This is a genomic window from uncultured Rothia sp., from assembly GCF_916715725.1.
In the GTDB taxonomy this organism is placed as follows: Bacteria; Actinomycetota; Actinomycetes; order Actinomycetales; family Micrococcaceae; genus Rothia.
In genome coordinates this window covers 412,085-425,292 of the sequence record NZ_CAKAPD010000001.1, presented here as the reverse complement: position 1 = coordinate 425,292, position 13,208 = coordinate 412,085, and the positions used below count along the sequence as shown (strand labels likewise).

10 protein-coding genes are annotated in these 13,208 nt (G+C 62.7%); all 10 read left to right on the top strand.

Features of this window, described 5'->3' with window-relative positions; genetic code table 11:
* The first annotated feature begins 48 nt into the window (after nt 1-48).
* The 10 genes from rpe (at nt 49) to QZ822_RS01530 (ending at nt 12,967) form a co-directional block, all read left to right on the top strand.
* Nucleotides 49-750, top strand: a complete 702-nt coding sequence (rpe, locus tag QZ822_RS01575; RefSeq protein ID WP_294642074.1) for a ribulose-phosphate 3-epimerase — start codon at nt 49-51, stop codon at nt 748-750.
* A 412-nt stretch (nt 751-1,162) separates the two neighbouring features.
* On the top strand, nt 1,163-2,242 hold the full coding sequence (locus QZ822_RS01570; protein WP_294642073.1) for an iron-siderophore ABC transporter substrate-binding protein: 1,080 nt from the start codon (nt 1,163-1,165) through the stop codon (nt 2,240-2,242).
* Between the two features lie 115 nt (nt 2,243-2,357).
* A complete protein-coding gene (locus tag QZ822_RS01565) occupies nt 2,358-4,403 on the top strand; it encodes a peptidase (protein ID WP_294642071.1) in 2,046 nt (681 codons plus the stop codon).
* Nucleotides 4,404-4,568: 165 nt separating this feature from the next.
* Nucleotides 4,569-5,615 (top strand): plasmid partitioning protein, encoded by a 1,047-nt coding sequence (locus tag QZ822_RS01560; protein WP_294642070.1) that lies wholly within the window; start codon nt 4,569-4,571, stop codon nt 5,613-5,615.
* A 144-nt stretch (nt 5,616-5,759) separates the two neighbouring features.
* Nucleotides 5,760-6,827, top strand: coding sequence for an iron ABC transporter permease (locus tag QZ822_RS01555; protein WP_083303488.1), 1,068 nt, complete (start codon nt 5,760-5,762; stop codon nt 6,825-6,827).
* Nucleotides 6,827-7,927, top strand: a complete 1,101-nt coding sequence (locus QZ822_RS01550) for an iron chelate uptake ABC transporter family permease subunit (protein WP_294642067.1) — start codon at nt 6,827-6,829, stop codon at nt 7,925-7,927. Before QZ822_RS01555 ends, QZ822_RS01550 begins: the two co-directional genes overlap by 1 nt.
* The gene (locus tag QZ822_RS01545; RefSeq protein ID WP_070634751.1) at nt 7,927-8,769 is read left to right on the top strand and encodes an ABC transporter ATP-binding protein; all 843 of its coding nucleotides are present in this window, start codon (nt 7,927-7,929) and stop codon (nt 8,767-8,769) included. Before QZ822_RS01550 ends, QZ822_RS01545 begins: the two co-directional genes overlap by 1 nt.
* Before the next feature lie 546 nt (nt 8,770-9,315).
* Nucleotides 9,316-10,704: an enterochelin esterase domain-containing protein gene (locus QZ822_RS01540; protein WP_294642065.1), complete on the top strand. Its 1,389-nt coding sequence runs from the start codon at nt 9,316-9,318 to the stop codon at nt 10,702-10,704.
* Between the two features lie 268 nt (nt 10,705-10,972).
* Nucleotides 10,973-12,673 (top strand): (2,3-dihydroxybenzoyl)adenylate synthase, encoded by a 1,701-nt coding sequence (locus tag QZ822_RS01535; RefSeq protein WP_294642064.1) that lies wholly within the window; start codon nt 10,973-10,975, stop codon nt 12,671-12,673.
* 66 nt (nt 12,674-12,739) lie between these two features.
* Entirely contained in the window at nt 12,740-12,967 is a 228-nt protein-coding gene (locus QZ822_RS01530) for a phosphopantetheine-binding protein (RefSeq protein WP_005507422.1), read from the top strand.
* Nucleotides 12,968-13,208: the final 241 nt, after the last annotated feature.

Below are 13,208 nucleotides of genomic sequence, written 5' to 3'. Positions count from 1 at the left end.
CACCGCCTAGCACCACTCGCCATACGACACGGATTTGAAAGGAACCCCATGGGTATTGCCATTAACCCGTCGATTCTCTCGGCGGATTTCGCGAACCTGCAGCGCGAGCTGGAGCGCATTTCCACCGCAGATGCCGCGCATATTGACGTGATGGACAACCACTTTGTCCCCAACCTCACCTGGGGCCCGCCCGTGGTCAAGCGTCTGCGCGAAATCTCCCCGGTGCCGTTCGACGTGCACCTGATGATTGAGGACGCCGACCGTTGGGCACCCGAATACGCCAGCATGGGCTGCGAATCGGTGACCTTCCACGCGGAGGCGGCTATCGCCCCCATCAAGCTGGCGCGCACCCTGCGTGCTGAGGGCGCGAAGGCGGGTATGGCGCTGCGCCCGGCAACCGCCGTGGAACCCTACCTGGACATGCTCAGCGAACTGGACATGCTGCTGATTATGACCGTGGAACCCGGCTTCGGCGGCCAGGCGTTCCTGGACGTGACCCTGCCGAAGATTGCCCGCGCCGCCAAGGCGATTGAGGGCGCGAACCTGCCGGTGACCGTGCAGGTGGACGGCGGTATCACCGAAGAGACCATCCCGCGTGCCGCGGAGGCGGGCGCAACCTGCTTCGTTGCCGGCAGCTCGGTCTACGGCGTGGATGAGGCGCTCGGCGGCCCGGAGGCGGCCATCGCCTCCCTGCGTGCGGCGGCTGCATCGGTCAAGCGTTCCGGCGGCGGATGCGGTTGCCGCCACTAGCGGTGCTCACCGGTAAGGGTACTCGCCGGTAATGATGCCCGCCAATAATGGTGCTGGGCAGTAACGGTGCACGCATCTATAAAACCTCAACGCCCCGTTGTGAAGACTGCGCCCCGTCGCGGTTCTTCGCGGCGGGGCGTTTTGCGTGCCCGGGTGTTGTGTGTGCCTGGGCGCGTGCCCGGGCGCATACGTGAAGTCACCGCCGAGAGGGCGTAGGGCGGGGGAGAATCACCCCTTTTTAAGTGACATAATGTCAGCAAGACTATGACAAAGCGTGAAATATGTTAACCCGCGGAATTCCGCGGCAAAACCGGGCATTGCGACGGCCAGAGAAGCCAAACTGAACGCGCCTTGATGTAACACTCAGATATCTGTAAGGTTAGGTATAGTTTAGTCATTTATAGGGGGAACTATGTCTTTCAACCGATCCGAGCTGACCGACGCCGAGAACCACGGCGCATCGGGCGTTAACCGCCGCGCCTTCTTCGGCCTGGCGCTCGCCTCCTCGGCAGCTCTCGCCCTCGCAGCATGCAGCAGCGAGACCACCACGACCACCACTTCCGGCGGTTCCACCTCGGGCGGCTCCGGTAATGGCGGCACCCGAACCATCAAGGATATTGACGAAGAGAACGTAGAAGTTCCCGTCAACCCGCAGAAGGTTATCGTCCTCTCCGAACCCACCCTCGACGGCCTGCTCGCCCTCGGCGTGACCCCCGTCGGTTCCGTCTCCGGCCGCGGCCAGTCCGGCGTGCCCAACTACCTCGCCGACCGCGCCAAGGGCGTGCAGATTATCGGCACCGTCGCGCAGGTCAACTACGAGCAGATCGGCAACCTTGAGCCCGACCTGATTCTGGTCGACTCCACCGGCGTGGACAAGCGCTCCGACGCCTACGAAACCCTTAAGAAGATTGCTCCCGTCGTCTACTGCGGCTACGCGGGCGGCGACTGGCGCATCAACTTCCGCAACGTCGCTAACGCCATGAACATGGTCGACAAGGGCGAAGAAGTCATCAAGGCATACGAGTCAAGCGCCGCAACGCTGAAGGAGCAGCTCGCACCCAAGTACGGCGACAAGACCTTCTCCATCGTGCGTTGGGCAGGCAACGGCCCCGCCCTGATTCTGAAGGAACTGCCCGCCGGTCAGGTGCTCACCGACCTGGGCCTCAAGCGCCCCGAGGCGCAGGACCGCAACGGTCAGGGCCACTCCGAGCCCGTCTCCCTGGAGAACCTGGCAACCATCGACGCGGACTACATGTTCCTCGGCACCCTCGGCGGTGCAAGCCAGCAGAACCCCAACGCGCAGGGTACCGCGGGCCTGCAGGGCGCCGAAGAGGCACTGAAGAAGGCGAAGGAAACCTCCGGCTTCACCAACCTGAAGGCAGTTAAGGACGACCACGTCATCCTGGTTGAGGGCTCCAAGTGGACCTCCACCGGCGGCCCGCTGCTGCTCAACGGCATTATCGAGGACGTCAAGAAGGCACTTCCGCTCTAAATGCCCCGTGTGAAGTAACCACCCACCGAGGCTTCCTGAACCCCAGCCCGCCGCGACCTAAACTCGCGGCGGGCAGGGGATGCACGACCCACCACACCCATCCTCAAGGACCACAATGACCGAAACCCGACCCGCACGCACCGCAGCCCGCTACGGTGCCGTCGTGGCGCTCGCCGGCGCGCTCATCACCCCCGGAGCGGCACTGACCGGCACCACCATCGCATTCGCGGACACCCCCGCCGCTACTCAGCAGGACGCTAAGGCTGCCGTGACCATCTCCACCGAGAAGTGGCGCGAGGGCAAGCTCGTGCTACGTGGAACCGGCTTCACCAGCACCGCATCCGGCCGCGGCGCAGTGTTCGCTGTGAAGTTCCTCGACGCCCTGCCGGATGAGGCTCACCAGGCGATTAACCCGCTCACCAAGCAGGGCGGCAACTCGCCCGCGAACTTCATGGCAATCGCCAAGGAGGACGGCACCTTCGAGGTTGAGGTTGCTCTGCCGACCCCCGAAAATACCGGTCTGACCGCTGAGCATCTCAAGAGCAAGGGCTGGACCGTGGAGGGTACCAGCCACCGTATCCAGGTGCTTTCCGGTTCCCTGGGTGGTACCGACGCTGACGGTAACACCTACGATCGTCGCGCATCTGTGGCGCAGAATATTACGCTGAGCGACCCGGCTCCGAGCCCGGCACCGACCGCTGAGCCCACTGCTGACCCCAGCGCCACCGCTGAGCCTTCTGCGACTGCCGAGCCTACCGCAGACCCCTCTGCTACTGCGGACCCCAGCGTAACTGCAGAACCGACCCCCGCACCTACCGCGGAGCCGACCCCCGAACCCACCCCGGAACCTAGCAAGCCTGCTGACCCCAAGCCTGCTGACCCCAAGCCCGCGAACCCCGTGAAGGCGAATGTCACCATCTCCACCGAGAAGTGGCGCGAAGGTAAGCTCGTGGTGCGCGGTGAAGGCTTTGTGAGTAATGCCCCCGGTCGCGGTGCCGTATTTGCGGTCAAGTTCTTGGACGCCCGCCCCGATGAAGCTCACCAGGCGATTAACCCCCTGACCAAGAAGGGCGGCAACTCGCCCGCGAACTTCATGGCAATCGCCAATGAAGACGGCACCTTCGAGGTTGAGGTTCCCCTGCCCACCACCGAAAACACCGGCTTGAGCGCTGAAGAATTGGCTAAGGCAGGCTGGGCTACCGAAAATTCTGAGCACAACGTGCAGGTTCTCTCCGGCTCCCTGGGCGGAGCGGATGAGCAGGGCAACAACTACGACCGTAGCGTGTCTATTCGACAGCTGATTAAGCTCAGCGACAAGGCTCCCGAATACGCCCCTGTTGACGCGCCCGAGCCGATTAGCGCCTCCGAGCTGACCAACGGTAACGGCGTGCAGGTGAGCCGCGAGGGCTCCACCGTGACCGTGACCGTGCCGAACGCCGAGCCGGGCACCTGGGTGTACGCCGCAACCTACCTCGGTAACTCCCCGCAGACTCTCTACGGTTCCGGCTGGAAGCGCCTCGACGGTAACCGCAGCTTCAGCTACGAAACCAGCGTGAGCATGCCCGCCGCTACCTACCGCGTGGTCGTGCACAACGGCAACCAGGGTGCGCAGAACGCCGTGCTCGGTTTCGCAGAGCTGACCGTGGAACGTGCTGTTACCCCTCGTCAGGAAGTTTCCCGCGATGAGCAGGACGCCAACGACCAGCTGGTCGAAGAGCTGAACGAGAACCCCGCAACCAGCACCTCCACCGCGCCGGTTCCCATGCGTAACGCGGGCGGCCGCATCAGCACCCGCGCCACCGATGTGGACGCATCCCTCGCCGCGCTCTCGCAGAGCACCGCTCCGGTCGTGAACCGCGTGCAGGCTAAGGCGAAGGTTCAGAGCGCGCAGAAGAACCTGGCAACCAACCTGCAGAAGACCGAGGCTAACGCAAAGAAGGCTGTGAAGGCTGCGGGCGTATCCGGTTCGAAGAACTCGCAGAACACGCAGGGCTCCCAGAACTCCGCCGCAGGCACCAAAGCTCAGGGCCCGGTCATTGAAGGCACTGAGCTGACCGGCCTGACCAAGTGGGTGGTCAACAACGCCAACAACCTGCTGCTCTCGGCGGCTGGCCTGGTGGTTTTGGCTGCGGCTCTGATTCTGCGCACTTCCAAGAAGTAAGCTCTCTGACCATACATTCACACCGCACCGGTTCACGCCCCGCACCCTTGAACAGGGGCGTGGGCCGGGTGCCCCACGAACCACTCGGGTCACAACCCGCTGAACAGCACTGACGCGATCCTCGTAGCGTTCAGCTCGACCCCGGTAATTTTTGAAAGGACCACCATGCGTGCACCTTTTTCGGGAGCCCCGAAGGCTTCCCTGACCTCTAAGGCGCTGACCGCCTGCGCCGCCGCAACCCTGGCGCTGGGCCTGGGCGTTGGCACTGCTTCCGCTCTGCCTCCGGGCGGTGCGAAGGCATCTACCCCCGGCACCTCCTCGACCGTCTCTTCTTCGGTGAGCGAGCACGGAGTGATTTCCTTTAGCGTGAGCGGTTTCCCCGCGAACACCGTGGTGTCCGTGAAGGTTGACGACGGCGACCTGTGCCCCTCCGATGCGGCTCAGGGCGCTTGCGTGGTGCACACCCAGAAGACCGACAGCAACGGCAACGTCTCCGGTTCTTTCGTTCTGCCGGATGTTGGCGCTGGCACCCACACCCTGCGTTTCCTCGCGACCGGCGAGAAGCGCGATAAGGACGGCAAGTACCTGGGTACCGAGGCGTACACCAACCGCAGCCCCGAGTTCACCGTGGTGGGCGAGGGCGGTTCGGATAACTCCTCCTCGAACTCTTCGGGTTCTTCTTCGAACCGCGGCTCTTCCAGTTCGAAGAGCAACGGCGGTTCCTCGAATGGCGGCTCGAACTCTAACAGCTCCGACTCTGCAGACGACGCTCAGGGCTCTAACGACTCCAACGAGTCCTCGTCCAATGGCGGCTCGAACGGCTCCTCCAATGGTTCTGCAAACGGTGCGGCTGAGGCTGAGACCGTGTACACCGATGCTGATGGCAACACCATCACCAAGGAAGAGTACGATCGTCTGAACTCGGAGGCTGATTCCTCGGGTACTACCTCTGGTTCTTCTAACGCTTCCTCTGCGCCTTCGGCTTCTGCGGCTGCGGGCGAGAAGAAGGCGACCGCTTCGGCGAGCGCATCTTCTGCGGCTGTTGCGCGCGGTACTGCGTCGAGCCCGAGCGCTTCGGCTTCGGGCGCGGCTAACACCGCATCCACCGTGCAGACCGTGACCTACGGTGCTGCGTTCCCGTGGGTCGGCGTGGTGGTTCTGGGCGTGAGCGTGGTGGGTGCCGCTGCGCTGCTGCTGACCCGTAAGCGCTAAGACTTAACGTCGGATGCGGGTGGGGGAGTGACCCGCCCGCTCCGGCGTTTCTCTCGTTATCTACCGGTGTGCCGGGTGCCCCCTCTTGCGGCGGGGTGCCGGGGTGCGCCTCCCTGTTTTCTTGTATCGAGCATAAGGAGCATAGTGGCCCGCACGAGCTCATTGTCCCGAGGTGTTCAGCAGGAGAGTACGTCCCGTCAGGGGTCTGTGATTCAGGGGCAGAAGTTGGGTAAGCGCCTGGCTTTTCTGTTCTTGTTTGCGGTGCTTTTGGCGGGTGCTGTGGCTGCTTCTTTGCTGTTCGGATCGAATAATCTTCCGCCGGATGAGGTTCTGGCTGTTTTTAATGGCACTGCTTCTGAGCAGGCGCAGACGATTGTGATGGAGCAGCGTATTCCGCGTACCCTGGTGGGTCTTGCGGCTGGTGCCGCGTTGGCTGTTGCCGGTTCTCTGATGCAGTCGCTGACCCGTAACCCGTTGGCTGAGCCCGGTCTGATGGGTGTGAATGCCGGTGCTGCGGTGGCTGTGATTGCTTCCGTGGTGGTTTTTGGCGTCATGGGTATTTGGCAGTACATGATTGCTGCGACGATTGGTGGCGCGTTGGCTGCGGTGCTGGTGTATACGCTGGGTCGTGGCCGTGATGGCTCGATTGTGAAGCTTGCTCTGGCGGGTGTGGCAATTTCTGCGGCGCTGTCGGCGATTGCGCAGGGCCTGATTTTGGCTGATCAGGATGCGTATAACGAGTTCCGTGTGTGGGTTGCCGGTTCGCTGGAGGGCCGCGGCATGGATATCGCGTCGACTGTGGGCCCGGTGATTGTGCTGGGTGTGCTGGTGGCGTTCTTTGTGGCTCCTGCGATTAATGCTCTGAGCATGGGCGAGGAGGCGGCGACCAGTCTCGGCGTGAGCGTGCGTACGACCCAGAACCTGACTCTTCTTGCGGTGACGGTGCTTGCCGGTGCGGCGACTGCTGCGGTGGGTCCGATTGGTTTTGTGGGTTTGGCGGTGCCTTTTGTGGTGCGTGCTCTGCTCGGTAATGATGTGCGCTGGGTGAATTATGGTTCGGCGCTGTTGGGTCCGGTGTGGCTGCTGTGTGCTGACGTGTTGGCGCGTGTGCTGGTGGCTCCGCAGGAGACTCAGGTGGGTATTGTGGCGACTCTTGCCGGTGCCCCGGTGTTCTTGTTCTTGATGACTCGTCGTAAGGTGGAGGCTCTCTAATGTCGAATTCTTCCGCTGTTTCGACTGCAACCGCCACCGTGAACCGCTCTGCGCGTCGTAGCGGCCGCGATTTGGGCGGCCGCCCGGTGTTGACTGTGCGCGGTCCGCTGAGTGCTCAGGTGCCGTGGCGTGTGCTGATTCTGAATGTTGCGCTGGTGGCGCTGATTGCGGCGCTGGCGTTTTGGGGCATGCTGCAGGGTGACTATAAGCTCGCCCCGGAGAAGGTTATTCCGGCGTTGATGGGTGAGGGTAAGCAGATTGCTGTGGCTTTCGCTCAGCAGCGTGCGGCGCGTATTGTGGCGGCGCTTCTGGTGGGCGCGGCGCTTGGTCTGTCGGGCGCGATTTTCCAGGTGATTTCGGGTAATGCTCTGGGTTCGCCGGATATTATCGGTTTCACGAATGGTGCCGCGACCGGTGCGCTTCTGCAGATTATTGTGTTCAATTCCGGCCCCGTTGAGGTTGCTCTGGGTGCCGTTGTTGGTGGCTTGGCGACCTCGGTGCTGGTGTGGCTGTTGACGCGCCGCACGGGTCTGCATGGCTTCCGTCTGGTGCTGGTCGGTATTGGTGTGGGTTCGACCCTGGCGGCGTTCAACGCCCTGCTGGTGGTGCGTGCTTCCCTGACTCAGGCGCAGACCGCGGCGTCTTGGCTGGCTGGTTCGCTGAATGACATTACCTGGGAGCGTACCTACGCGCTGCTGGGTCTGCTGCTGGTGGTGACTCCGCTGCTGCTGATGCTGGTCCGCCCGCTGGGCGCGATTCGTTTTGGTGACCAGGTGGCATCCGGTTTGGGCGTGAGCGTGAACGCGTACCGTGTAGCGGCACTGTTTATTGGTGTGCTTCTGGTTTCGCTGGCGACCGCGACGACCGGCCCGATTGCCTTCGTCGCCCTGGCGGCACCGCACATCGCGAAGACCCTCTCCCGTAGCGGCGGGGTGGGCTTCACCTCCGCGGCACTCATGGGTGCGCTCATGGTACTCGGCTCGGATTTGATTGGCCGATTCGCCGTTCCCGGACGCATCATTCAGGTGGGTGTGGTGACCGGCGCGATTGGCGGCCTGTACCTGATTTACCTGATTTACCTCGAAAGGAAGAAGGGCTAGTGAACACTAGTGTGACGACCCGCCTTGAAGGCGAGAACATGGTGGTTGCCTACGGTGAGCATACGGTGCTCAACGGGGTAGATTTTCAGGTGCCGGAGGGGGAGCTGACCGTTATCCTGGGCCCGAACGCCTGCGGCAAGTCGACCACCCTGAAGGCTCTTGCCCGTGTGAACCCGCTCAAGGAGGGTGAGGTTCGCCTGGACGGCACCCCGCTGCCGCAGATGAAGTCCCGCGCTATCGCCAAGATTCTGGCGATGCTGCCGCAGACCCCGGAGGCGCCTAGCGGCGTGACCGTGGCGGATGTGGTGGCGCGCGGCCGCTACCCGCACCAGTCGCTGCTGCGCTCCTGGTCCGATGAGGACGAGCAAGCTTGCGTGGAGGCGATGCAGGCGGCGAACGTGCTGGAGCTTGCCGAACGCCCCATTGAGGCGCTGTCCGGCGGTCAGCGTCAGCGTGTGTGGATCGCCATGACCCTGGCGCAGCAGACCCCGCTGATTCTGCTGGATGAGCCGACCACCTACCTGGACATCACGCACCAGATTGAGGTGCTGAACCTGACGAAGAAATTGCACTCCGAAGGCCGAACGGTAGCCGTGGTGTTGCATGACCTGAACCTTGCTTTCAGGTATGCTACTCATGTTGTGTTAATGAAGCAGGGCCGGATTATCGCTCAGGGCGATCCGCGTGCGATAATTACACCGGAACTTATTCAGGAAGTTTTTGACCTGCAATCGGTCATTATTCCTGATCCATGCACTGGTACTCCTCTGGTGATTCCGAAGGAGAACCAAACAATTCATATTGCCGCTGACGCTATTTCGGCGGCCCGCGAAAGCAAATAAGTTTTCGCCCCTAAGCCGCGTGGGAGTTTGCGCCACCCGTCTCAGTACAGGTGGAAAAGCTCGGCATTGCGCCAAGCAGCGAACGCTAGGATCTGAGGGACCCAGGATCCCCTGCGCGTAGGGCGCCTACCCGGTGCTCGCCCGTCTTTGACGCATGAACGGAAACGAGCACTGGGTAGGTTCCATTTTGGGAACCCGCAGATGAGGCACCGAGACTGCCGCATGAGACCTTGAGAGTTGCGACTTGAGAGGTTTGATGCACGGTCTCGGTGCCTCATCTCATTTAACCGCCCGGTTTGTGTCGCTTATCCGTGCAGTCTATTCTGGCGCCCCAATTCTTGCCCCGTTTTTTTTGGGGGGGGGGAGAGAGAGAAAGCTGCCCGCGCTCGCTGTCATCTTGTCATGTTTTGGTTCTTTCGCTTTTTCCTTTGGCTAGAGTTTGGGTAGGGGATACCATAGAGTGAGGTAGTAGAGGCTAACTAACGATAATGCGCCTCCTCACCGATTCTCACCGATTGAGTGTTTCCACAGACCAAGGAGGAACCGTTGGGCGAGCACGAACCCACCGCGACCGTTCCCGCACAGGCTACTTCTGTGCAGACTGCTTCTGCCCAGGCTACTTCTGTGCAGCCGCGTACCGTTGCACCGACCGTGCGCCCGACCCCTCCTAAGACCCCGCGCCCCGTACCGGCACCGCGCGTGGACAGCCCCCTCATCAGCGCCCTCATTGCCGAGGCGGTCAGCCCCGAAGAGCTGAACGCCCGCATCCTTGAGGTCGTCTCCGAAGGCACCCCGATTATTGAGCCGGTGCACCGCGAAGACGGCAGCATCAGCGAGAACGAGCGCATCGTCACGTTCCTGTACCACAATGAGCAGGCGGAGCAGGTGCTCATGTTCATCAACCGCCTGACCGATGAGAAGAACCTCGACCGTTCCCTCATGACCCGCATTGAGGGCACCGGCTGGTGGCAGCTGAGCATGCAGATGGAAACCACCTGGCGTGCCTCCTACAACTTCCTGCCGGCGCTGCCCGGCGAGCGCCCCGCCTGGCTGGGTGACGACGATCAGGTGCGCCTGCGTGCCGCCCTGGACTCCGGCGAGGGTGACCCGCTGAACCCCGAGACCGTATGCAACCGTATTGGCCGTTGCATGGGTGTAGTGCAGCTTGAGCACGCGCCGGTGCAGGAGTTCATCCTGACTCAGGAAGAGATTGACGCGCTGCCCGCCCCCGAGTGGATGCAGACCTCTGACGGCCACCAGTACGTACTCGGCCGCGTGGGTGACCCCGCCCCGGACACGCCGCTGTTCATCCAGTTCGACGGTGAGATGTGGTTCAGCCAGGGCATGGAGCAGACCCTCAACCGCGCCCATGAGGCGGGCCGTATTCCGGCGATGCACGTGTTCTTCCTTCACTCTGGCGGTCGTGAGAACCGCTGGAAGGAGCTGAACGGCGACAACCCGATTGCCGACTACCTGGTGGACATTGCATTCCCGCACCTGGAGGCAGTGCACGGCATTAAGACCGACCCGCAGAACATTGTGATTAACGGTCAGTCGCTGGGTGGCCTGTCCTCCCTGCTGGCGGTGCTGAGCCGCCCGGAGGCGTTTGGCGGCGCGATCGCGCAGTCTTCGTCGCTGTGGCAGCCGCAGGTCATGGACCGCCTGGACGAGCTGGAGGCGGCGGGTGAGATTGACCGCCTGCGCCACCTGCAACTTGAGATTGAGGTGGGGGAGCAGGAGTGGATTCTGGTGCCGCCTCACCGCGAGTTGAAGGCGCGCCTGGAAAAGCTGGGCCTGAAGAATGCGCGTTGCACGACCTTCAACGGCGGTCACGATTATGCGTGCTGGCGCGGCGCGATTGTACCGGCGTTGGAACGTATTATTGCTGCCCGCCGGGAGGCTGAGCGCGCTGAGCGGAGCTTAGCTGAGGAGTAGCGAGAGATCGCCTAGGGATCCTGCACGGGTAGAGCCCGCCCCGCATGGTGGGCGTGCGGGGTGCCCCGTTAGGGCAAACACCGCCGCGCCCGTATCCTAGAGAAGTACAGCCTAAGAGAAGTGCAACACTACCGCGCCGCGAGGGGTGCCGAGGGGTACCCGGCACAGGTTGCGCACCCGCCCTCATTGACGAGATGGCATCACGCTGCGAACGCACGCAGCACGTGAGCGCTATAGAAACCGCAAACGACACAGAAATCGAGAGAAGATGACCGTAGAACGTAGCCCCCTGGCCCCCACGCCGCTCATCCCCGAGTCTTTTGCCGCGAAGTACCGCGAGGCCGGCTACTGGATTGACCAGACCATCCCCGAGTTCCTGCTGGATGCATGCCGCGCTAAGCCGCACTTCCCGGCGCTGGTGGCGCTCTCGCACGCGCAGCTCGATGAGAACGGTAAGCCCCAGCAGATTCGCCTCTCCTACGGTGAGCTGGAGGCGGCAGGCCGTGCCGCTGCGGCGCGCCTCGTTCAGGCTGGCGTGCAGCCCGGTGACCGCGTGCTGCTGCAGCTGGGTAACACCGCCGAGTACCTGGTGTACCTGCTGGGTATTTTCTGGGCGGCTGCGCTGCCGGTGTTCTGCCTGCCGCAGCACCGCACCACCGAGCTCGTGCACTTTGCGACCCGCACCGACGCTGCGGCGCACGTGTTCTCTTCGCTGACCCCGGGCGCAGATTTCACCGCCCTGCACGAGGACGTTGCCGCCGAGCTGCGCAAGAACTCCCTGGAGCCGCCGGTCGCTATTGACGTTGCGGAGCCGCTGACCCCGCTGACCGAAGAGGAACTCGCTGAAGAGTTCGTGCCCGGCGTCATTCAGAACACCGAGAACCTGCGCGCGAGCGAGCAGGTGGCGTTCCTGCAGCTCTCCGGCGGTACGACCGGCATTTCGAAGCTGATTCCTCGCACCCACGCCGCCTACCTGTACTCGGTGCGCGGCTCGGTCGATATCTGCAAGCTGAACAACAACACGACCATGCTCGTGGTGCTGCCCGCCGCGCACAACTTCACGATGAGCTCGCCCGGTATCCTGGGCGTCATGTGCGCCTCCGGCAAGCTGGTGTTTGCGGCGGATCCGTCCCCGCAGACCGCGTTCCACCTCATTGAGATGGAGGGTGTGACCACCTCCGCGCTGGTGCCTCCGCTGGCTCAGGCGTGGGTCGCCTCCGCGGAAAAGCGCGGCGTGTCCCTGCCGTCCCTGCAGACCCTGCAGGTGGGCGGTTCGAAGCTGGCTCCGGCGGTTGCGGGCAAGATCGAGTCGGTGCTCGGTTGCACCGTTCAGCAGGTGTTCGGCATGGCTGAGGGTCTGGTGAACTACACCCGCTCGACCGACATGATTGAGCTACGCCTGCGAACCCAGGGCTACCCGATTAGCCCCGACGACGAAATCCTAATCGTTGATGATCAGGACCAGCCGGTCAAGCGCGGCGAGAGCGGCCACCTGCTCACCCGCGGCCCGTACACGATTCGCGGCTACTACCTGGAGGAGAACGCGAACCGCTACGGATTCACCGAGGACGGCTTCTACCGCACCGGTGACATTGTGCGACTGGTCGCAGGCAAGTACCTTGAGGTGACCGGCCGCGCGAAGGACCAGATTAACCGCAATGGCGAGAAGATTGCCGTGGACGAAATCGAAGAGCTGGCGCTGACCCACCCCGACGTTTTTGACGCCGTGGTCCTGGGCATCCCGGATGAGACCGTGGGTGAGCGCGTGGGCCTGGTCATTGTGCCGCAGGAAGGCGCCGACTTGGGCGAAAACCCGCGCCGCACGATGCACGAGTTCTTCACCTCGAAGAAGCTCGCCGACTTCAAGATTCCGGAGCGAGTGCAGGTTCTGCAGGAGCTGCCCACCACGAACGTGGGTAAGATTTCTCGCCGCGAACTGCGCGCCAAGCTTGCCGAAATTTTCGGCTAAACCCTTTGAGCTGACCATTTTCAGCTAAACCGTACGCCCTTATTCCTACCCCTATTGAGGAGAAAAATGTCCGCATTTGAGACCCTGCGCCCCATCATGGAGAAGTACATCGTCGAGCCCGACTCCCTGCAGACCGCTTTTGACGAGCCGACCACCGACCTGTTCTCCCTAGGCATGGACTCTATGGGCGCATTCGCCCTGCTCGACGACCTTGCCGCTGAGGGCGCCGTGATTGAGTTTACCGAGCTGGTGGAGAACCCGACCGTGGAGTTCATCGCCTCCCGCCTGGGCTAAGCGTTACCGCACCCCGAGTGCCCGCCTGCCGCGAATGCAGGCGGGCGCCCGGGGTGTTTGCTACTCGCCTCGTTTTTCTTTGCGCCGGTTTTACGCCGTGTTGTGTAGCTGCGTTTACCCTTGTCAGCGCACTTCTGTCAGTGCACTTCTGTCAGCGTGAAGCGGCGGGGCAGTAGCCTACCTTTCACACCTACCTTTAACACACCGCATATCATCCCTAATCCAGACCCCTAATCCAGAC

Coding starts and splice junctions, on each gene's coding strand:
- rpe (WP_294642074.1), top strand. CDS start 49: ATGGGTATTGCCATTAACCCGTCGATTCTCTCGGCGGATTTCGCGAAC.
- QZ822_RS01570 (WP_294642073.1), top strand. CDS start 1,163: ATGTCTTTCAACCGATCCGAGCTGACCGACGCCGAGAACCACGGCGCA.
- QZ822_RS01565 (WP_294642071.1), top strand. CDS start 2,358: ATGACCGAAACCCGACCCGCACGCACCGCAGCCCGCTACGGTGCCGTC.
- QZ822_RS01560 (WP_294642070.1), top strand. CDS start 4,569: ATGCGTGCACCTTTTTCGGGAGCCCCGAAGGCTTCCCTGACCTCTAAG.
- QZ822_RS01550 (WP_294642067.1), top strand. CDS start 6,827: ATGTCGAATTCTTCCGCTGTTTCGACTGCAACCGCCACCGTGAACCGC.
- QZ822_RS01535 (WP_294642064.1), top strand. CDS start 10,973: ATGACCGTAGAACGTAGCCCCCTGGCCCCCACGCCGCTCATCCCCGAG.
- QZ822_RS01530 (WP_005507422.1), top strand. CDS start 12,740: ATGTCCGCATTTGAGACCCTGCGCCCCATCATGGAGAAGTACATCGTC.